Source organism: Saccharopolyspora sp. SCSIO 74807, from assembly GCF_037023755.1.
Classification (GTDB): domain Bacteria; phylum Actinomycetota; class Actinomycetes; order Mycobacteriales; family Pseudonocardiaceae; genus Saccharopolyspora_C; species Saccharopolyspora_C galaxeae.
In genome coordinates this window covers 6,244,622-6,259,631 of the sequence record NZ_CP146100.1, presented here as the reverse complement: position 1 = coordinate 6,259,631, position 15,010 = coordinate 6,244,622, and the positions used below count along the sequence as shown (strand labels likewise).

Sequence of the window (15,010 nt, the reverse complement as noted above, 5' to 3'; positions counted from 1 at the left end):
CGCGGCGGAAGTGTGCACGCCGGGTGCTCTGGTGAGTTCGTTGCGTGGCTAGGAGGGCCGAGTGGCGATCCGGTGGCCCCGCGTGCGGGGATTCCTATTCGCGCTGCCGATCTTGCTGGCCACCGGGTCCACTGCAGCCGGTGGGGAACGGTCCACCGACGCGACCTACTACAACGACGCCGCGCTTCCGGCGGCGGATCCCTTCGTGCTGCGGGATCCGCGCAGCGGCGACTACTTCGCCTACTCCACCGAAGGCGCCGACCCCGGCCATCACTTCGCGATCTACCGCTCGCCGGACCTGGCGACCTGGCACCGGCTTCCCGGCGGCGCGCTGGACATGGCCGACGGGACGCAGTGGGGCCGGGACTGGTTCTGGGCGCCGGAGGTCTACCACAATCCCGAGACCGGGCGGTACTTCCTGTTCTACTCGGCGCTGCTGCGGGACGGCGTGGAGGAGAACTTCGGCCACGCCGACTTCGAAGAGCCCAGCAAGATCGGTGTGGCGGTCGCCGATTCGCCTGCCGGGCCCTTCCGCAACATCGCGCCCGAGCCGCTCGACTACCGGCCGTACGATCCGGACTACCACGACGTGAACGTCCTCATGGACGCCGAGCAGAAGAAGCCGCCGGCGACCTTGGAAGAGGGCCGGACCGCGCCGCTGGGCGTGTACCTGCCTTCGATCGACCCGAACGTCTTCTTCGACGACGGGCGCATCTACCTGTACTTCTCCCGCAACGCCTACCGGAACTGGGTGTGGGACCACGAACTCGGCAAGTACATCGAGGAGTCCAACGTCTCCGCGGTCGAGCTGGACGCGGACTGGTGGCACGACCCGAGCGGGACGACGATGCCGCGGATCACCCCGGATTACCGCGACGCGAACGGCTCACCGGCCAACCCGCCGGGCATCCGCAAAGACGGGTTCGCGCCGATCCTGGACTACGGTTCGGATCCGCAGGACTGGGAGAACGCCCACGTCAACGACTACGCCGAGTCCGGCGGCGAGAAGAAGGACCGCCGGTGGGCCGAAGGTTCCACGGTCCTCAAGACGCGTACCCGAGATGGGCGGCCGCGCTACTTCCTGACCTACTCGGCGAACAACTACCAGAACCGGTTCTACGGTGTCGGGTACGCGGTGGCCGACAGTCCGCTCGGTCCGTGGCGCAAGAGCCCGGACAATCCTGTGCTGCAAGAGGATCCGGGTGCAGGGATGTACTCGACCGGGCACGGCAGCGTGATCGCCTCTCCGGATTCGTCGCAGCTGTACTACGTGCATCACGGCCGGCCCGCGACGGACACCCACCGGCGGCTCTACACCCAGCGGATGCGAGTGGCTCCGGACGCGTCTTCGCTGCTGATCGACGACTCCACGGCGGATCGGCCGATTCCTTCCGGTGTCGCACCGTTCTGGTTGCGCACGGACCGGCCGCTGGTGGAGATGCGGGACGGCCGCGGGCGGGTCGGTTGGCGGGTGGACACCTCTTCCGGATCGGCGATGCCGTTGTCGAACGTGCTCAACCGGGTGCGGGCCGAGGTGGGACCGGGTTCCGGTGTGACCGTGGCGCCGTCGGCGAACGGCGCGGAATTGACCGGTTCGCCCCACGGCGTGGCCGCGTTGTCGTTGCAGTACCAGCGCAAGCTGGCGGGCGGCCAGTACGTCGACGTGCACGACGACGAAGGCACGGTCGCGGTGACCTTGCCGGTCGCCGACTGCACTTCGCACGTGCGCGGGCGCTCCGACGAGCTGCTGATCACCGGAGTGACCTGTTTGGACGGAGCCGAGGTTCGCGGGCCGGTGCGGCTGGCGCCCGGTGCGTCGCTGGTCGCGGTGAACTCGGTGATCGACGGCCCGGTCATCGCCCAGGACTCGGGCGCGGTGTGGTTGTCCGCGAGCACGATCAACGGCTCGGTTCGGGTGCGGGGAGCGCGTGGGCCGGTTCGGGTGGACGGTTCAGAGGTGCGCGGGGCGTTGACGCTGACCGGCAATGCACGCCCGGTCGTCGCGGGCGCCGAGGTGCACGGTCCGTTGAGCTGCCGGGGCAATGCGCCCGCGCCGGTGAATGAGGGGCGGCCGAACACGGTCCGCGGCGCGGCGACCGGGCAATGCGCTGACTTGTAGCGCTCGATTCTTCTTCTGTGGAACGGTTTTTGCCGTCTTCGCTCGATCCCTGATGCCAGCGGTTCGTGCCCGACGCACATTTCCCGGCTTCTCGCCCGCAGGGGGTATTCGCCGGTGTGTCGGACGGGGGGCCGGCACCGCCGCTGCGCAAACTTCGCCTTGCCCGAAGTGATCGCACACCGCTTCCGCACGGCGGCGGTGAAGTCTGGATGAGAGCAGCCTGATGGATCTCACGGTCGTCGTTCCCTGCTTCAACGAACAGCGCGCTTTGCCGCACCTGCACGACGCGCTGTGCCGCGTCCTGCCCCGGCTCGCTACCGAATACGAGATCGTCGTGGTCGACGACGGCAGCACGGACCGCACGCTGCCGCAGGTGCGAGCGCTTGCCGCCGTCGATCCCCGGTTGGGTTTCGTGTCGCTGAGCCGGAATTTCGGCAAGGAGGCCGCGCTGCTGGCCGGTTTGCAGCGCGCCCGCGGGCGCCGCGTCGCCATCATGGACGCGGATCTGCAACATCCGCCCGAGTTGCTCGGCCGGATGCTCGCGCTGCTCGACGACGGCCGTGATCAGGTGGTCGCCTGCCGGGACCGCCGCCACGAGCCGCTGTCCCGGGCATTGCCTGCGAAGGTGTTCTACCGGGTGTTCAACGGGTTCCGCGGGTTGCGGATACCCGCCGGGGCAGGGGATTACCGGGTGCTCTCGCAGCGGGCTGTGCAAGCGTTGCTGGCATTACCGGAGCAGCACCGGTTCTCCAAGGGTCTGTTCGCGTGGATCGGTTTCGACACCGCGCACGTGCCGCTGCCGCACGTGCCGCGGCGCGGCGGGCGGTCGAAGTGGAGCAGGCGAGGACTGCTCGAATATGCGTTGGACGGCTTCTTCTCGTTCCACCACAAGCCGCTGCGGTTCGCGGTGCATCTGGGCGCGGCACTGGTTCTCGGCTCGCTGAGCGGGCTGGTGGCCGGGGTGCCCGCGCTGTTCGCCGGAGTGCTCGCGGTGTGCGGCGTGCAGCTCGGCTGCCTCGGGCTGATCGGGGAATACCTGGGACGAATCCACCTCGAAACCAAGCACCGGCCGCATTTTCTGGTGAAGGAGACCGGTGGGCGGGCTGCCGACCGCGGGAGCGCTGTGCTCTGCGGCGCTTCCGCCGATCCGGTGCAGGGGGAGTTGTGGTCCGCATGATCGCCCGGTGGCCGCTGGTCCGGTTCGCCGGCGTCGGCGGTATCAACACCGCGGTGCACCTGTCCGTGTTCACGGTCGTGCGCCCGGTCTTGCCGTACTGGATGGCACACGCGGCGGCGACGGTGCTCGCGATGAGCTGCTCCTACCTGTTGAACTGCAAGTTCACCTTCGGGGTGCTGCCCTGCGCGCGTTCGTTGCTGCTGTACCCGGTTTCGCACGTCGGCAGCCTCACGCTGAGCACGGCTGCAATGTCGGTGCTGGTGGGAGTGGCCGGGATCGATGCGCGAGCGGCGACGTTGGCCGGTGGTGTAGTCGCGCTGCCGCTTACCTACCTGCTCAGCCGTGGCGCGCTCACCGGTGGCGTCCGGAAGCGGGTGACGGCATGAGCACTGTGGAAACCGCATCCGCCGACTCGGCCCGGACCGGGTCGCGTTCGCAAGAGGTGCTGGCTGCCGCGGCGGTCGCCGTCGCGGTCGCACTGCTGGCTCAGCTGCCGGTTCTGGTGAACTCCGCGTTCTACTTCTGGGACGACAGCGCCGCGCAGTTCCTCCCGATGTGGCACGAGCTGGGGGAGCGGCTGCTCGCCGGGCAATGGCCCGCGCTGCTGGAACCGGATTCCTGGATGGGCGGGAACATCGCGGGCGAAGCGCTGTTCGGGGTGTGGAACCCGCTGCACCTGGCTGAGTTCGTGCTCGTCGTCGCGGTCGGTGATCTCGCCGTGGCGGCCGCCTTGGTCAAAACCCAGTTCCTCGTGCTGCTGGGTGTGGGCACGCATCTGCTGTGCCGGGAATACGGGGCCTCGCGTGCGGTGGCGGCGGTCTTCGGCGTGGCACTGCCGGTTTCCGGCTTCGTCTTGTACTTCCAGGCGGCGAGCTGGGCCGGTGGCCTGATGGGACTGGCGTGGGTGCCGTGGGCTTGGTGGGCGTCGCGGCGCACGTGTCACCGGAGGGGGCCGCTCTGGGCGGCTTTCGCGGCCGGGTACCTGTGCGTGTCGGCCGGTGATCCGTACGCGGTGTTGGCCCTCGTCCTGGTTTTCGCCGGTTTGCTCGCGGAATTCCGGTTCATGCGGGTGTCCGGGACGCGCCGCATGTGCGTGCTCGCGGCCTCGGTGGGACTGACGGTGCCGCTGGTGTTCTGGCCGGTGCTAGCGACCACCGCGGTCGGCTGGCGAACCGGATTCGTGCTGTTCAACGTGGGGATGCTCGCGCCAGACCCGGGTGATCTGCTGAATCTGAGCCTGCCCGGGTTCGTGCCGCAGATCCGGTCGTTCGGTTCGTTCCGGATGACGGTGCCCGCGATGTACTTCGCCTGGTTCGTCGTTCCGCTGCTGGCTTGGCTCGATTGGGGTGCGTTCGCGCGGCGCGCAAGGGAATTCGCCGGGCCGTTGATCGTTGCCGCGTGCGCGGTCCTGCTGTGCTTGGGGCCTTCGCAGGTCGGCTTGTTCCGCTGGCCGTTGCGGCACCTTCCGTTGGCGTACCTGGCGTTGTCGGTCGTGTTCGCGGTCGTGGTGAGTGCGGGGCTGCGCAGGGACCGGGTGTGGTTGCGATGGTCTGTCACGGTCGGCGTTCTGGTGCTGTGCGGGTACTTGTCGTTCGCGGCGTGGCCGTCGCTGTGGTTCGCCTACGCCGTCTCGCTGCTGCTGACGGGCGGATTGCTCGCGATCGCGTTGCGGGTGCGCCTGATGCCGCTGGTGCTGCACGCCGGGACCGTTGTCGCACTGGTGCTCCAGCTCTGCTGGTTCCCGGCGAACCGCGACGTGGCCGATTACAACTTCCCGTCCGACGTTCGACGGCTGCGGGATGATTTCGCCGGACTGCGGACGGGCACCGTGGTGCAGATCGCCGATCGTGCGGCGATACCTCAGGAGGACATCGCTTCCGGAGCCGTCTGGCGCCATCTGCTGTTCGGCAACATGCACGCTGTGGCCGGAGTGCCGAGCCTGGTCGCCTACACCGGCATCGGGTACCGCGCGCTGCACGATCGGCTGTGCCTGGGCTACTTCGGGGCGCATTGCCCGGACGCTTACCGTCGACTATGGACGGTCGATGAGACCGGGGTGCCGCTGGCCGATCAGCTCAAGGTCCGGCACGTCGTCGTGCAGCGGCAGCTGATCGATGCTCCGGTGCCGCCGTCCGGCTGGCGCGTGGTGCAGCGCAACGACGTGGTCACGCGCTTCGAGCGGGTGGCGGCCCTTGCGTGGCCGGATGGCCGGGTCGGTGCGTCTCGCGGTGTCAGGGTCGAATCGGATGTCGAAAGGGGAACGCGAACTGAGGACGTGCGGTTCTCCGCGGTGGACCGCACCGGTGGACGGATCGTGTTCGCGCGGCTCGCCTGGCCCGGATACCAGGCCACTGTGGACGGAGCTCGGGTGCCGTTGCGTGCGACCTCGGCCGGCTTGGTCGAGGTTTCCGTCCCACCCGGTGCTCGTGCCGGGAGTCTGCGGCTGACCTGGAGTCCGCCCGGCTATCCCGGCTGCCTGGTGCTCGCGGGGGCAGGGGCGGTGCTGGCCGTGCTGGGTTCGCGGAAGGCGGTGTGGTCGTGAACTTCTGCAGGTGGATCGCCGTGATCGTGTGTCTTGCCGTGCTGCTCGGACCTTCGGCGTCGGCGCAGCAAGCAGGACAGGCTCGTTACGTCCAGGTCGTCGCGCATCCGGACGACGACATCCTGTTCATGAATCCGGATCTGCTGACCTCGGTGCGTTCCGGAGCGCCGACGACGACGGTGTACGTCACCGCGGGCGAGAGCGACGTGCGGCCATCGGAGCGTTACGCCGCTGATCGGCAGGCCGGCACGCGCGCCGCGTTCGCCGAAATGGCGGGCGTCGTCGATCGGTGGCGCTACGAGGTAGTCGAACTCGGTCCGCAACGCTTCGCCGAGGTGTACCGCTTGCAGGATCGGCCTGCGGTGCGGCTGGTTTTCCTGAACCTGCCGGACGACAACGATCCCCGGGTGGTCGGCGGAAAGCACGCTCTGAGTCGACTGTGGACCGACGGGGGCCGGACACGTTCGCTGCTGCCGCAGGGTTCCGGGTTGTCCGCTGCCTCCGAGTTCGACCGACGCGACCTGATCGATGCCTTGGCCGCGTTGTTCCGGTGGCTCGACCCGACGGTGCTGCGTACCCAAGACCCGGCGCCGGACGTTCGCTACCAGTCGCATTGGCCCGAGCACGATCACACCGACCACGTGATGACCACCCGGTTCGCGCAGGCGGCGTTGCGGCTGCACGGAGTCGAGCAGATTCGGCACTACCGCGGATACAACGTCGCGGACTCGCCGCCCAACCTGGCACCGGAAGTCGTGGCGGTGAAGCGTCGGATATTCGCGCGGTATGCGCAGCACGATCCGATGGTGAGCTTGGACGAACCGTACGCGACCTGGCTGCGCAGCATGCGGTACCGATGGCCGGCTGCGGCGGACCGGGCCGCACACGACCGGCGAGGCGCGGGCCGGACGACCCGTGCGCTCGGCTGTCCGAGTGATCCGGCTATCAATGATGATGTTAAAATAACCTGTCGTGCTGTGAACACGAAGCCCGCGGGCTCAGTCCACCGGGACCAGCCGCACCTCGGAGTGTTCGCGCATCGCCTCGACGAGCTCGGCGCCGGGGTCCCCGGCCAGCAGCACGTGCTCGAAGTCGCCGACCGGGGCCACCCGGTGCAGCGCTGCGCGGCCGACCTTGCTGGCGTCCATCATCAGCACCCGCGTGTTGGCGGTCGCGATCATCGCGCGTTTCACCAGCACGATCTCCTGCTCCTGGTGGAAGGTCATGGTCGCGTTCATCGCCGAAGTGGACAGGAACATGATGTCCACCGACAACCCGCTGATCATCTCCTGGCAGGGCAGCCCGATGTAGGAGTCGTGCGTGCGGGAGTACTCGCCGCCGATGCCGATCAGCCGGATGTCCGGCGATTCCCGCAGCGCCTCGTGCACTTGGCGGTAGTTGCTCACCACGGTCAGCGGACCGACGTCGGCGAGTTGCCTGGCCAGGGAAAGGCCGGTCGTGGAGTCGTCCAGCATCACCGACATGCCGGGTGTGATCAGCGGGAGTGCCGCGGCGGCCAGCGCTTCCTTCTCCCGGGTGTGGGTGTGCAGCCGGAAGTCGGAACTGCTCTCGAACACGGTCGATGGCTGGGCGGAGACCCCGCCGTGGAACTTGCGCAGCAGTCCGCGGCTGACCAGGTCGTCGATGTCGCGGTGCACCGTCATCAGGCTGACCCCGGCCATCGTCGACAACTCGGCGGCGCTGGCGAAACCACCGGCGACGACGTGGTCGATGATCTGCTGCTGGCGCACGAGCCGAGGGGACTGCTTCTTCGATGCGGACACCATGACCGTCATCTTGCCCCTTACCGGGGCCGGAACCAGAGTGCCGGGCCGGAGATGGGCAGAAATACCACTCGAGTCGTGACACTTAACCATCACGGTGTTAATTTGGGTCGCGAGCGAGCGGGAGGGTAGTGCGATGACGCAGCCGAACGGCGCGGCGGTGGCTGCGCACCGTGCTGTCGTTTTCGACATGGACGGCGTCCTGGTCGAGAGCGAACACCTGTGGGAGCGGATGTGGAGCAGGTTCGCCGCCGCGCGCGGCCGGACCTGGACGGCGCAGCAGACCCGCCAGGTGCAGGGCATGAGCGCGCCGGAGTGGTCGGCGTTCCTGGCCGGGTTCAGCGTGGCCGAGGACTCCGCCGCCGCGACCGAGCGGCTGGTCGTCGACGACATGATCGGCGCGCTGCACGGCGGTGAGATCGAGCTGCTGCCCGGTGCGGAGCGCATGATCACCGAGGTCGCCGCGCGCGCTCCGATCGCGCTGGCTTCCTCGGCGCCGCGCAGGCTCATCGATGCCGTGCTCGATCGGCACGGGCTCACCGAGTTCTTCGCCGCGACCGTCTCGAGCGCGGAGGTCCCGCGCGGCAAACCCAGCCCGGACGTGTACCGGGAAGCCGCGCGCAGGCTCGCGCAGGACCCGCAGGCTTGCCTGGCCGTGGAAGATTCCAGCAACGGGCTGCGCGCCGCCGCGGCGGCAGGCATGACCGTGGTGGCCATCCCCAGCCCCGACTACCCACCCGCCGAGGACGCGCTGGCCGCGGCCGGATTCGTGGCCGCGGACCTGGACGAGGTCCGGCTGCACCTGCTCGACTCGCTGTCGGCCGCCGTCGCCGGTTGAGCCGCGCCCCATCGGACGAACCTCATTGAACGAACCTCATTGAACGAAGGAGCCTCCGGAGATGGCCAAGGTGCTCGCCGCGGGCGACCACTTCGTGGCTCCCGAGCTGTTCGTGGACGCGTTGAGCACCCATGCCGGTGGCCACGACCTCGAGTTCGCCGAGTTGAAGCTGCCGTGGCCGGTGGAACCGTTCGGTCCCGTCGGTGGGGTCCGGGAGGCCAGCGGCACCGAGCAGCAAGTGCTGGAAGTGCTGGACGGGGCCGCGGTGGCGATGACCCAGATGGCTCCGTTCACCGCCGAAGTGCTGGGCAAGAGCCCCGAGCTGAAGCTGCTCGGGGTCTGCCGCGGTGGGCCGATCAACGTCGACCTGCCTGCCGCCACCGAAGCCGGCGTGATCGTCAGCTACACGCCGGGCCGCAACGCCGCGGGGGCTGCGGAGTTCGCCGTCGGGATGATCTTGGCCGCGCTGCGGCGCATCCCGGCATCGGATGCCGAGCTCAAGCAGGGCAACTGGCGCGGCGACTACTACGCCTACGACAACGCCGGGATCGAGTTGGCAGGTTCGACCGTCGGCCTGGTCGGTTACGGCGCCATCGGGCGCATCGTGGCCCGCGTGCTGCACGCCTTCGGCGCGCGAGTGCAGGTCGCCGACCCGTTCGTGCGGCCGGAAGAGGCCGAGCACGACGGCGTGCGCTTGGTCGGGCTCGACGAGCTGCTGCGCAGCAGCTTCGTGGTGAGCCTGCACGCGCGGCTCACCGCGGAGACCGAGCACCTGCTCAACGCGGACAACTTGGCGTTGCTGCCGCAAGGCGCGGTGCTGGTGAACTCCGCGCGCGGTGGCCTGCTCGACTACGCGCCGCTGCCGGGACTGCTGAAGTCCGGCCGGTTGGGTGCGCTGGCGGTGGACGTCTACGACATCGAGCCGCCGCCGCGCGAGTGGCCGCTGTTCGACTCCCCGAACGTGATCACCACGCCGCACCTGGGCGGCGCGACCCGGCAGACCGCGCACCGCGCGGCGGACATCGTCGCCGGTGACGCGGCCCGCTTCCTGGACGGGCGGCGGCCGCGGTACGTGGCCAATCCGGAAGTGCTGGCACGGTTCGAAGGTCTACAGCCATGATCATCGGGGTGGACGTTGGCACTTCGGTGACGAAGGCGTCGCTGCTCGGACGCGACGGGTCCGCGCGGGTCACGCACAGCACGCGCAGCACGCTGCACCGGCTGCCGGGCGGCCGGGTCGAGCAGGACCTCGACGAGGTCTTGGACTCGGCGGTGCAGGTCATCCGCTCGATCATCGCCGAGGCGGGCGAGCGGGTGCAGGCGCTGGCGATCACCGGCCAGGGCGATGGCCTGTGGCTGCGCGACGCCACGGGCAGGCAGGTCGGGCCCGGCGTGTCCTGGATGGACGCCCGCGCTGCGGGTGTGCTGCAGCGTTGGGACCAGACGGGTGTGCGACGCGCGGTCCACGGCCTGACCGGTGCGGGATTGTTCCCCGGCTCGCCTGCGCCGCTGCTGGCGCACGTCGCCGAACACGAGCCGGATCGGCTGCGCCGCGCGGAAGTCGCCGGCTACTGCGTGGACGCGATAGTGCAGCGGCTGACCGGGGAGATCACGGTGGACGCTTCGGACGCGTCGATGCCGTTCCTGGACGTGCCCAGCCGCACCTACTCGGCTGCTGCGCTGGCCGCGTGCGGGTTGTCCGAGCACCGTCGGCTCTTGGCCGAACCGGCCCCGCCGGGCAAGTTGTTCGCGCTCGGCGCGCGCAGCGCCGAACTGCTCGGGTTGCCGTCCGGCCTGCCGGTTTCGGCGGGCCCGTTCGACCTGCCCGCGTGCGCGTTCGGCTCCGGCATCGACGCGGTCGGCGACGGTGCGCTGGTGATCGGCACGACGCTGGGTTGCCAGGTGCTGCGCGACGAAGTGGTCATCGACCCGTGCGGGGAGGCGGCGGGCATGTGGGTGGCCGGTCCCCGGCCGGACCGCTTCCTGCGGGTGATGCCCGCGATGGTGGGCACCGCGAACCTGGATTGGGTGCTGCGCATGGTCGGGGCCGAGGTGGCCGACCTGGACGCCATGCTCGGCGCCAGCCGCCCGGGCGCGAACGGGGTCTCGGCGCTGTCGTTCCTGGCGTCGTCGGGTGAGCGGGCGCCGTTCGTCGAGCCGCACGCGCGGGGCCAGTTCACCGGCCTGTCGCTGGAAACCACTCCTGCCGATCTGGTGCGCGCGTTGTGCGAGGCGATGGCCTACGCCGCGCGGCACAACCTGGAGGCGGCGGGCCTGACCGGTTCGGTTTCGGCCTGCGGGGGCGGGGCGCGTTCCGCGACCTGGGGTCAGATCTTCGCCGACGTGCTCGGCCGCCCGTTGCACGTGCCGCACGAGGCAGGCGTCGGCGCCCGCGGGGCGGCGATGACCGCGTGGGATGCGTTGGGCGAGCCGGTGGACCGCGAGCAGTGGGCGGCGGCCCGGCGCACGGTGTCGCCGGATCCTGCCGCGGCGGAGTTTTACGAGCGCGGGTACCGCGCATATCTGGAGTCGATCGACCGGGCGCGGCCAGTGTGGCGGTCCGAAGGAGGAGCAGCGCGATGACGCGACTCTACGACGATCCGGCGTCGTTCAGCGAAGACATGGTGTCCGGCTTCGTCGCCGCGAATCCCGGCTACGTGCGGGAGGTTCGCGGCGGCGTGGTGCGGGCGCGCAAGGCGCGCCGCGGCAAGGTCGCCGTGGTCACCGGCGGTGGTTCGGGGCACTACCCGGCGTTCTGCGGCGTGGTCGGCAACGGGTTCGCCGATGGGGCCGTGGTGGGCAACATCTTCACCTCGCCGTCGGCGGAGGACGCCTACTCGGTGGGCAAGGCCGCCGACAACGGCGCGGGCGTGGTGTTCTCGTTCGGCAACTACGCCGGGGACAACATGAACTTCGGGCTGGCCGTGGAACGGCTGGAACGCGCCGGGATCCGCGCGCACAACGTCGTGGTGACCGACGACGTGGCCAGCGCCGGTGCCGAGGACATCGCCAAACGCCGCGGTGTGGTGGGCGATTTCGTGGTGTTCAAGGTCGCCTCGGCGGCCGCGGAGGAGGGCTACTCGTTCGACGAGGTGGTCCGCGTCGGCGAGCACGCCAACGACCGCACCCGCAGCCTCGGCGTGGCCTTCGACGGCTGCACGCTGCCCGGTAGCTCGGAACCGCTGTTCGAGGTTCCGAAGGGGCGGATGGGCCTGGGCCTCGGGATCCACGGCGAACCAGGTGTGTCCGAAGTGGACATGCCGTCGGCCGCGGAGCTGGCCCGCACACTGGTGGACGGGGTGCTGGCCGAAGCGCCGGAAGTCGAGGGCACGCCGCGGGTGGTGGCGATCCTCAACGGGCTCGGCGCCACGAAGTACGAAGAGCTGTTCGTGGTGTGGAAGACCGCCTCCCGGCTGCTGGCCGAGGCAGGCGTGCAGGTCGTCGAGCAGGAGGTCGGCGAACTGGTCACCAGCCTGGACATGGCCGGTTGTTCGCTCACGCTGACCTGGCTGGACCCCGAGCTGGAACGGCTCTACGCCGCTCCGGCCGACAGCCCGGCCTACCGCAGGGGCAGCGTCACTGCGTCCGAAGTGGACGACCAGGTCGTCGAGGAGGCCGAAGAGGTCGTCGAAGAGGCCACCGCCCTCGCTCCGGAGGCGGGCAGGCGCACCTCGAAGGCCGTGGTCGCCGCACTCCGCGCGATCAGCGACGACCTGCACGAGGCGGAAGCCGAGCTGGGCCGGATGGACGCCGTGGCCGGGGACGGTGACCACGGTCGCGGCATGTCCCGCGGCAGCGCCGCTGCGGTGGAAGCCGGTGCGGCCGCCGCCAAGCGCGGAGCAGGCCCGGCCGCGGTGCTGGTGGCCGCCGGGGACGGCTGGGCCGCCAAGGCCGGTGGGACTTCCGGCGCGCTGTGGGGCGCCGGCCTGCGCTCCTTCGGCGACCTGCTGCCGGACGACCGCGCGGTGGCCGCGGCCGATCTGCTCGCCGGAGCGAAGGCCGCGCTGGCCGCGGTGCGCCGCCTCGGCCGCGCCGAGCTGGGCGACAAGACGCTGGTCGACGCCATGGACCCGTTCGTCGACGCGCTCGACGCGGCCGTGCAGGACGGGCAGGACGGGCCGCAGGCGTGGCAGCGGGCGGCCCACGAGGCAACCGCGGCCGCCCAACGCACCGCCGAGCTCACACCCCGCACCGGCCGCGCCCGGCCGCTGGCGGAACGCAGCGTCGGCACCCCCGACCCGGGCGCCACGTCTCTGGCGATGGCGCTCAACCAGGTCGCCGGGGTGCTGACGGCAGGAACCGAATCCGACGCGCAAGAGGTGAAGTGAGGATCATGACCGAGCAGAACGCTCCCTGGCGCATCATCGTCGGTGGCGACGACGCCGGGTACCAGTACAAGGAAGCCATCAAGGCCGACTTCGAGAAGGACTCCCGGGTCGCTTCGGTGACTGACGTGGGCGTCGGCTCCGATGAGCACACCGACTACCCGCACGTTGCGGTGGCCGCCGCGCGCAAGGTCGCCGAAGGCGAGGCCGACCGGGCCCTGCTGATCTGCGGCACCGGCCTCGGCGTCGCGATCAGCGCGAACAAGGTGCCGGGGGTGCGCGCGGTGACCGCGCACGACAGCTACTCGGTGCAGCGTTCGGTGCTGAGCAACGACGCGCAGGTGCTGTGCTTCGGCCAGCGCGTGGTCGGCATCGAGCTGGCGCGGCTGCTGGCTTCGGAGTGGCTGGACCTGGTCTTCGACGACAGCTCCTCGTCGGCGAAGAAGGTCGCGGCGATCAACGAGTACGACTCCGGCGCCGCGAGTTGAGCGAGCCGGTGCTGGCCGCCGAACGGGCCGAGGTCATCCGCGTCGCGCGCAAGATGATCGACGACCGGCTCGTGGTGGGCACTTCCGGCAACATCTCGGTGCGGTCCGGCGATCTGGTGGCGGTGACACCGTCCGGTGTGGACTACGACGCCATGCGGGTCGCCGAGGTCCCGGTGGTCGCGCTCGACGGCGAGGTGGTGGACGGCGAGCTGCCGCCCACCTCCGAGCTGCCGATGCACCTGACCGCCTACGAGCGGCACGGCGCCCACGCCGTCGTGCACACGCACTCGCTGCATGCCACCGCGGTGTCGTTGTTGCGCGACGACGTTCCCGCGGTGCACTACCAACTGGCCGAGTTCGGCGGTGCGGTGCGGGTGGCCGACTACGCCACCTTCGGATCCGAGCAGCTGGCGGAGAACGTGTCCGCGGCGCTGGCCGACCGGGGAGCGTGCATCCTGCGCAATCACGGCGCGCTCGCGGTCGGCTCGACGTTGCCGCGGGCCTACAACAGGGCGCGGCAGCTGGAATGGCTCTGCGAGCTGTGGTTGACCGCCAAGCGCGCCGGCGAGCCGCGATTGCTCGACGATGCGGAACTCGCGCGCTGTGCGGAGCGGTTCGCCGGTTACGGCGTGCACCGCGAATAGGCTGCGCGGCCGCCGCCCCGGACCCCCCAGGGGGCGGCGGCCGCGCTTCCCACTCAGCTGAACGACGAGTAGTAGACCGCGGCCATGTCCTCGTCACCGTGCCCGGCTTCGACGGCGCGGGCGAAGCGTTCCCGGATCGCGGCGGCGAGGTCCAGCTGCAGCCCCTCGGCGGCTTCGGCGATCAGACCGGCGTCTTTGAGCGCGCCGGAGAGCCCGAACGCGGGCGTGAAGTCCTTGTTCAGGATCGCTTTGCCCTTGAGGTGCGCGTAGGGCGAGTCGACGGCGCCGCCTTCGATGGCTTCCAGGAACCGCTGCGGATCGACCCCGAGGTTCTCGGCCAGCGCGATGGATTCGGACACCGCGTTGGTCAGCGCCAGCACCCAGCTGTTCGCGGCGAGCTTGACCCGGGTGCCTTCGCCGCCTGCGCCGGAGGTTCCCAGCCACATGGTGCGACCGCCGACCACGTCGAACACCGGTTGCGCGAGTCCCCGGGCGCTTTCCGGCCCGGAAGCCAGCACGACCAGCGTGCCCTGTTCGGCGGGTGCGCGAGTGCCCAGCACGGGCGCGTCGACCAGCGCGGTGGACCCGGCCACTTCGGCGACTCGCGCGAGGCCGTCCAGCCCGATCGTGCCCATTTGCAGCCACGGTGTTCCGTCGGGCAGTTCGGCGGCTGCGGCGCGGCCGGCTTCCACGGTCGCGTCCGCGTCGAGCAGCATCGTCACCAGCACGTCGGCGCCTCGTGCGGCTTCGGCGGGGCTGTCGGTGACGGTGGCGCCGTCCGCGGTGAGTTCTTCCGCGCGCGAGCGGGTGCGGTTCCACGCGCGCACCGCAAAGCCGCTGCTGAGCAGGTTGCGCGCCATCGGGGCGCCCATCGTGCCGGTTCCGAGGAAGGCCACGGTCGTCATTGCCTGCACTCCATCGTCGTCGGGTTTCGGCCCTGGCGATTGTCCGCGCCGGGCGGCCGCGGCGCCGAAGCCGGGAGCCGCGAAGGCACCGCTTACCGCGCCGTTAGGTTCCGCGCGGTGCCCACCTCGCGGTCGCAACCCGGCCAGAGCATCCGCGCGGATCACCGCAGGCGCAGCTCGGCTCGGCG

The 15,010-nt window shown here is 70.3% G+C and carries 12 protein-coding genes and 1 pseudogene; 11 read left to right on the top strand and 2 right to left on the bottom strand.

From position 1 onward, the window contains the following. Positions 1–61 precede the first annotated feature (61 nt). The 5 genes and pseudogenes from V1457_RS28640 to V1457_RS30730 all read left to right on the top strand — a co-directional run. Positions 62–2,119, top strand: a complete 2,058-nt coding sequence (locus V1457_RS28640; protein ID WP_338598208.1) for a glycoside hydrolase family 43 protein — start codon at positions 62–64, stop codon at positions 2,117–2,119. Positions 2,120–2,342: 223 nt separating this feature from the next. After that, positions 2,343–3,296, top strand: coding sequence for a glycosyltransferase family 2 protein (locus V1457_RS28635; RefSeq protein ID WP_338598206.1), 954 nt, complete (start codon positions 2,343–2,345; stop codon positions 3,294–3,296). Next, on the top strand, positions 3,293–3,682 hold the full coding sequence (locus tag V1457_RS28630) for a GtrA family protein (protein ID WP_233628305.1): 390 nt from the start codon (positions 3,293–3,295) through the stop codon (positions 3,680–3,682). Before V1457_RS28635 ends, V1457_RS28630 begins: the two co-directional genes overlap by 4 nt. Further along, positions 3,679–5,838, top strand: coding sequence for a GtrA family protein (locus V1457_RS28625; protein ID WP_338598202.1), 2,160 nt, complete (start codon positions 3,679–3,681; stop codon positions 5,836–5,838). Before V1457_RS28630 ends, V1457_RS28625 begins: the two co-directional genes overlap by 4 nt. Positions 5,839–5,966: 128 nt before the next feature. Further along, positions 5,967–6,449: pseudogene (locus V1457_RS30730) on the top strand (hypothetical protein); the annotation flags it as partial. 387 nt (positions 6,450–6,836) lie between these two features. Here V1457_RS30730 and V1457_RS28615 read toward each other — a convergent pair. Further along, positions 6,837–7,625, bottom strand: a complete 789-nt coding sequence (locus V1457_RS28615) for a DeoR/GlpR family DNA-binding transcription regulator (protein ID WP_200073019.1) — start codon at positions 7,623–7,625, stop codon at positions 6,837–6,839. A gap of 133 nt (positions 7,626–7,758) precedes the next feature. Here V1457_RS28615 and V1457_RS28610 point away from each other — a divergent pair, with 133 nt between their 5' ends. The 6 genes from V1457_RS28610 to V1457_RS28585 all read left to right on the top strand — a co-directional run bounded on the left by V1457_RS28610 (position 7,759) and on the right by V1457_RS28585 (position 13,917). Further along, positions 7,759–8,460: an HAD family phosphatase gene (locus tag V1457_RS28610; RefSeq protein ID WP_200073018.1), complete on the top strand. Its 702-nt coding sequence runs from the start codon at positions 7,759–7,761 to the stop codon at positions 8,458–8,460. Positions 8,461–8,521: 61 nt separating this feature from the next. Next, a complete protein-coding gene (locus tag V1457_RS28605) occupies positions 8,522–9,580 on the top strand; it encodes a 2-hydroxyacid dehydrogenase (protein WP_338598192.1) in 1,059 nt (352 codons plus the stop codon). Next, a complete protein-coding gene (locus V1457_RS28600; protein WP_200073016.1) occupies positions 9,577–11,043 on the top strand; it encodes an FGGY-family carbohydrate kinase in 1,467 nt (488 codons plus the stop codon). Before V1457_RS28605 ends, V1457_RS28600 begins: the two co-directional genes overlap by 4 nt. After that, positions 11,040–12,788 (top strand): dihydroxyacetone kinase family protein, encoded by a 1,749-nt coding sequence (locus V1457_RS28595; RefSeq protein WP_200073015.1) that lies wholly within the window; start codon positions 11,040–11,042, stop codon positions 12,786–12,788. Before V1457_RS28600 ends, V1457_RS28595 begins: the two co-directional genes overlap by 4 nt. Before the next feature lie 5 nt (positions 12,789–12,793). Next, complete coding sequence (locus V1457_RS28590) at positions 12,794–13,273, top strand: ribose-5-phosphate isomerase (RefSeq protein ID WP_200073014.1); 480 nt, start codon at positions 12,794–12,796, stop codon at positions 13,271–13,273. Then, positions 13,270–13,917, top strand: a complete 648-nt coding sequence (locus tag V1457_RS28585) for a class II aldolase/adducin family protein (RefSeq protein ID WP_200073013.1) — start codon at positions 13,270–13,272, stop codon at positions 13,915–13,917. Before V1457_RS28590 ends, V1457_RS28585 begins: the two co-directional genes overlap by 4 nt. A gap of 53 nt (positions 13,918–13,970) precedes the next feature. Here the strand turns inward: V1457_RS28585 and V1457_RS28580 are convergent, their stop codons facing one another. Continuing rightward, positions 13,971–14,822, bottom strand: coding sequence for an NAD(P)-dependent oxidoreductase (locus V1457_RS28580; RefSeq protein WP_200073012.1), 852 nt, complete (start codon positions 14,820–14,822; stop codon positions 13,971–13,973). Positions 14,823–15,010 lie beyond the last annotated feature (188 nt).

Bases quoted from the DNA above. Each gene is read 5' to 3' on its own strand.
- V1457_RS28635 (WP_338598206.1), top strand. From the start codon at position 2,343: ATGGATCTCACGGTCGTCGTTCCCTGCTTCAACGAACAGCGCGCTTTG.
- V1457_RS28630 (WP_233628305.1), top strand. From the start codon at position 3,293: ATGATCGCCCGGTGGCCGCTGGTCCGGTTCGCCGGCGTCGGCGGTATC.
- V1457_RS28625 (WP_338598202.1), top strand. From the start codon at position 3,679: ATGAGCACTGTGGAAACCGCATCCGCCGACTCGGCCCGGACCGGGTCG.
- V1457_RS28615 (WP_200073019.1), bottom strand. From the start codon at position 7,625: ATGGTGTCCGCATCGAAGAAGCAGTCCCCTCGGCTCGTGCGCCAGCAG.
- V1457_RS28610 (WP_200073018.1), top strand. From the start codon at position 7,759: ATGACGCAGCCGAACGGCGCGGCGGTGGCTGCGCACCGTGCTGTCGTT.
- V1457_RS28605 (WP_338598192.1), top strand. From the start codon at position 8,522: ATGGCCAAGGTGCTCGCCGCGGGCGACCACTTCGTGGCTCCCGAGCTG.
- V1457_RS28600 (WP_200073016.1), top strand. From the start codon at position 9,577: ATGATCATCGGGGTGGACGTTGGCACTTCGGTGACGAAGGCGTCGCTG.
- V1457_RS28595 (WP_200073015.1), top strand. From the start codon at position 11,040: ATGACGCGACTCTACGACGATCCGGCGTCGTTCAGCGAAGACATGGTG.
- V1457_RS28590 (WP_200073014.1), top strand. From the start codon at position 12,794: ATGACCGAGCAGAACGCTCCCTGGCGCATCATCGTCGGTGGCGACGAC.
- V1457_RS28580 (WP_200073012.1), bottom strand. From the start codon at position 14,822: ATGACGACCGTGGCCTTCCTCGGAACCGGCACGATGGGCGCCCCGATG.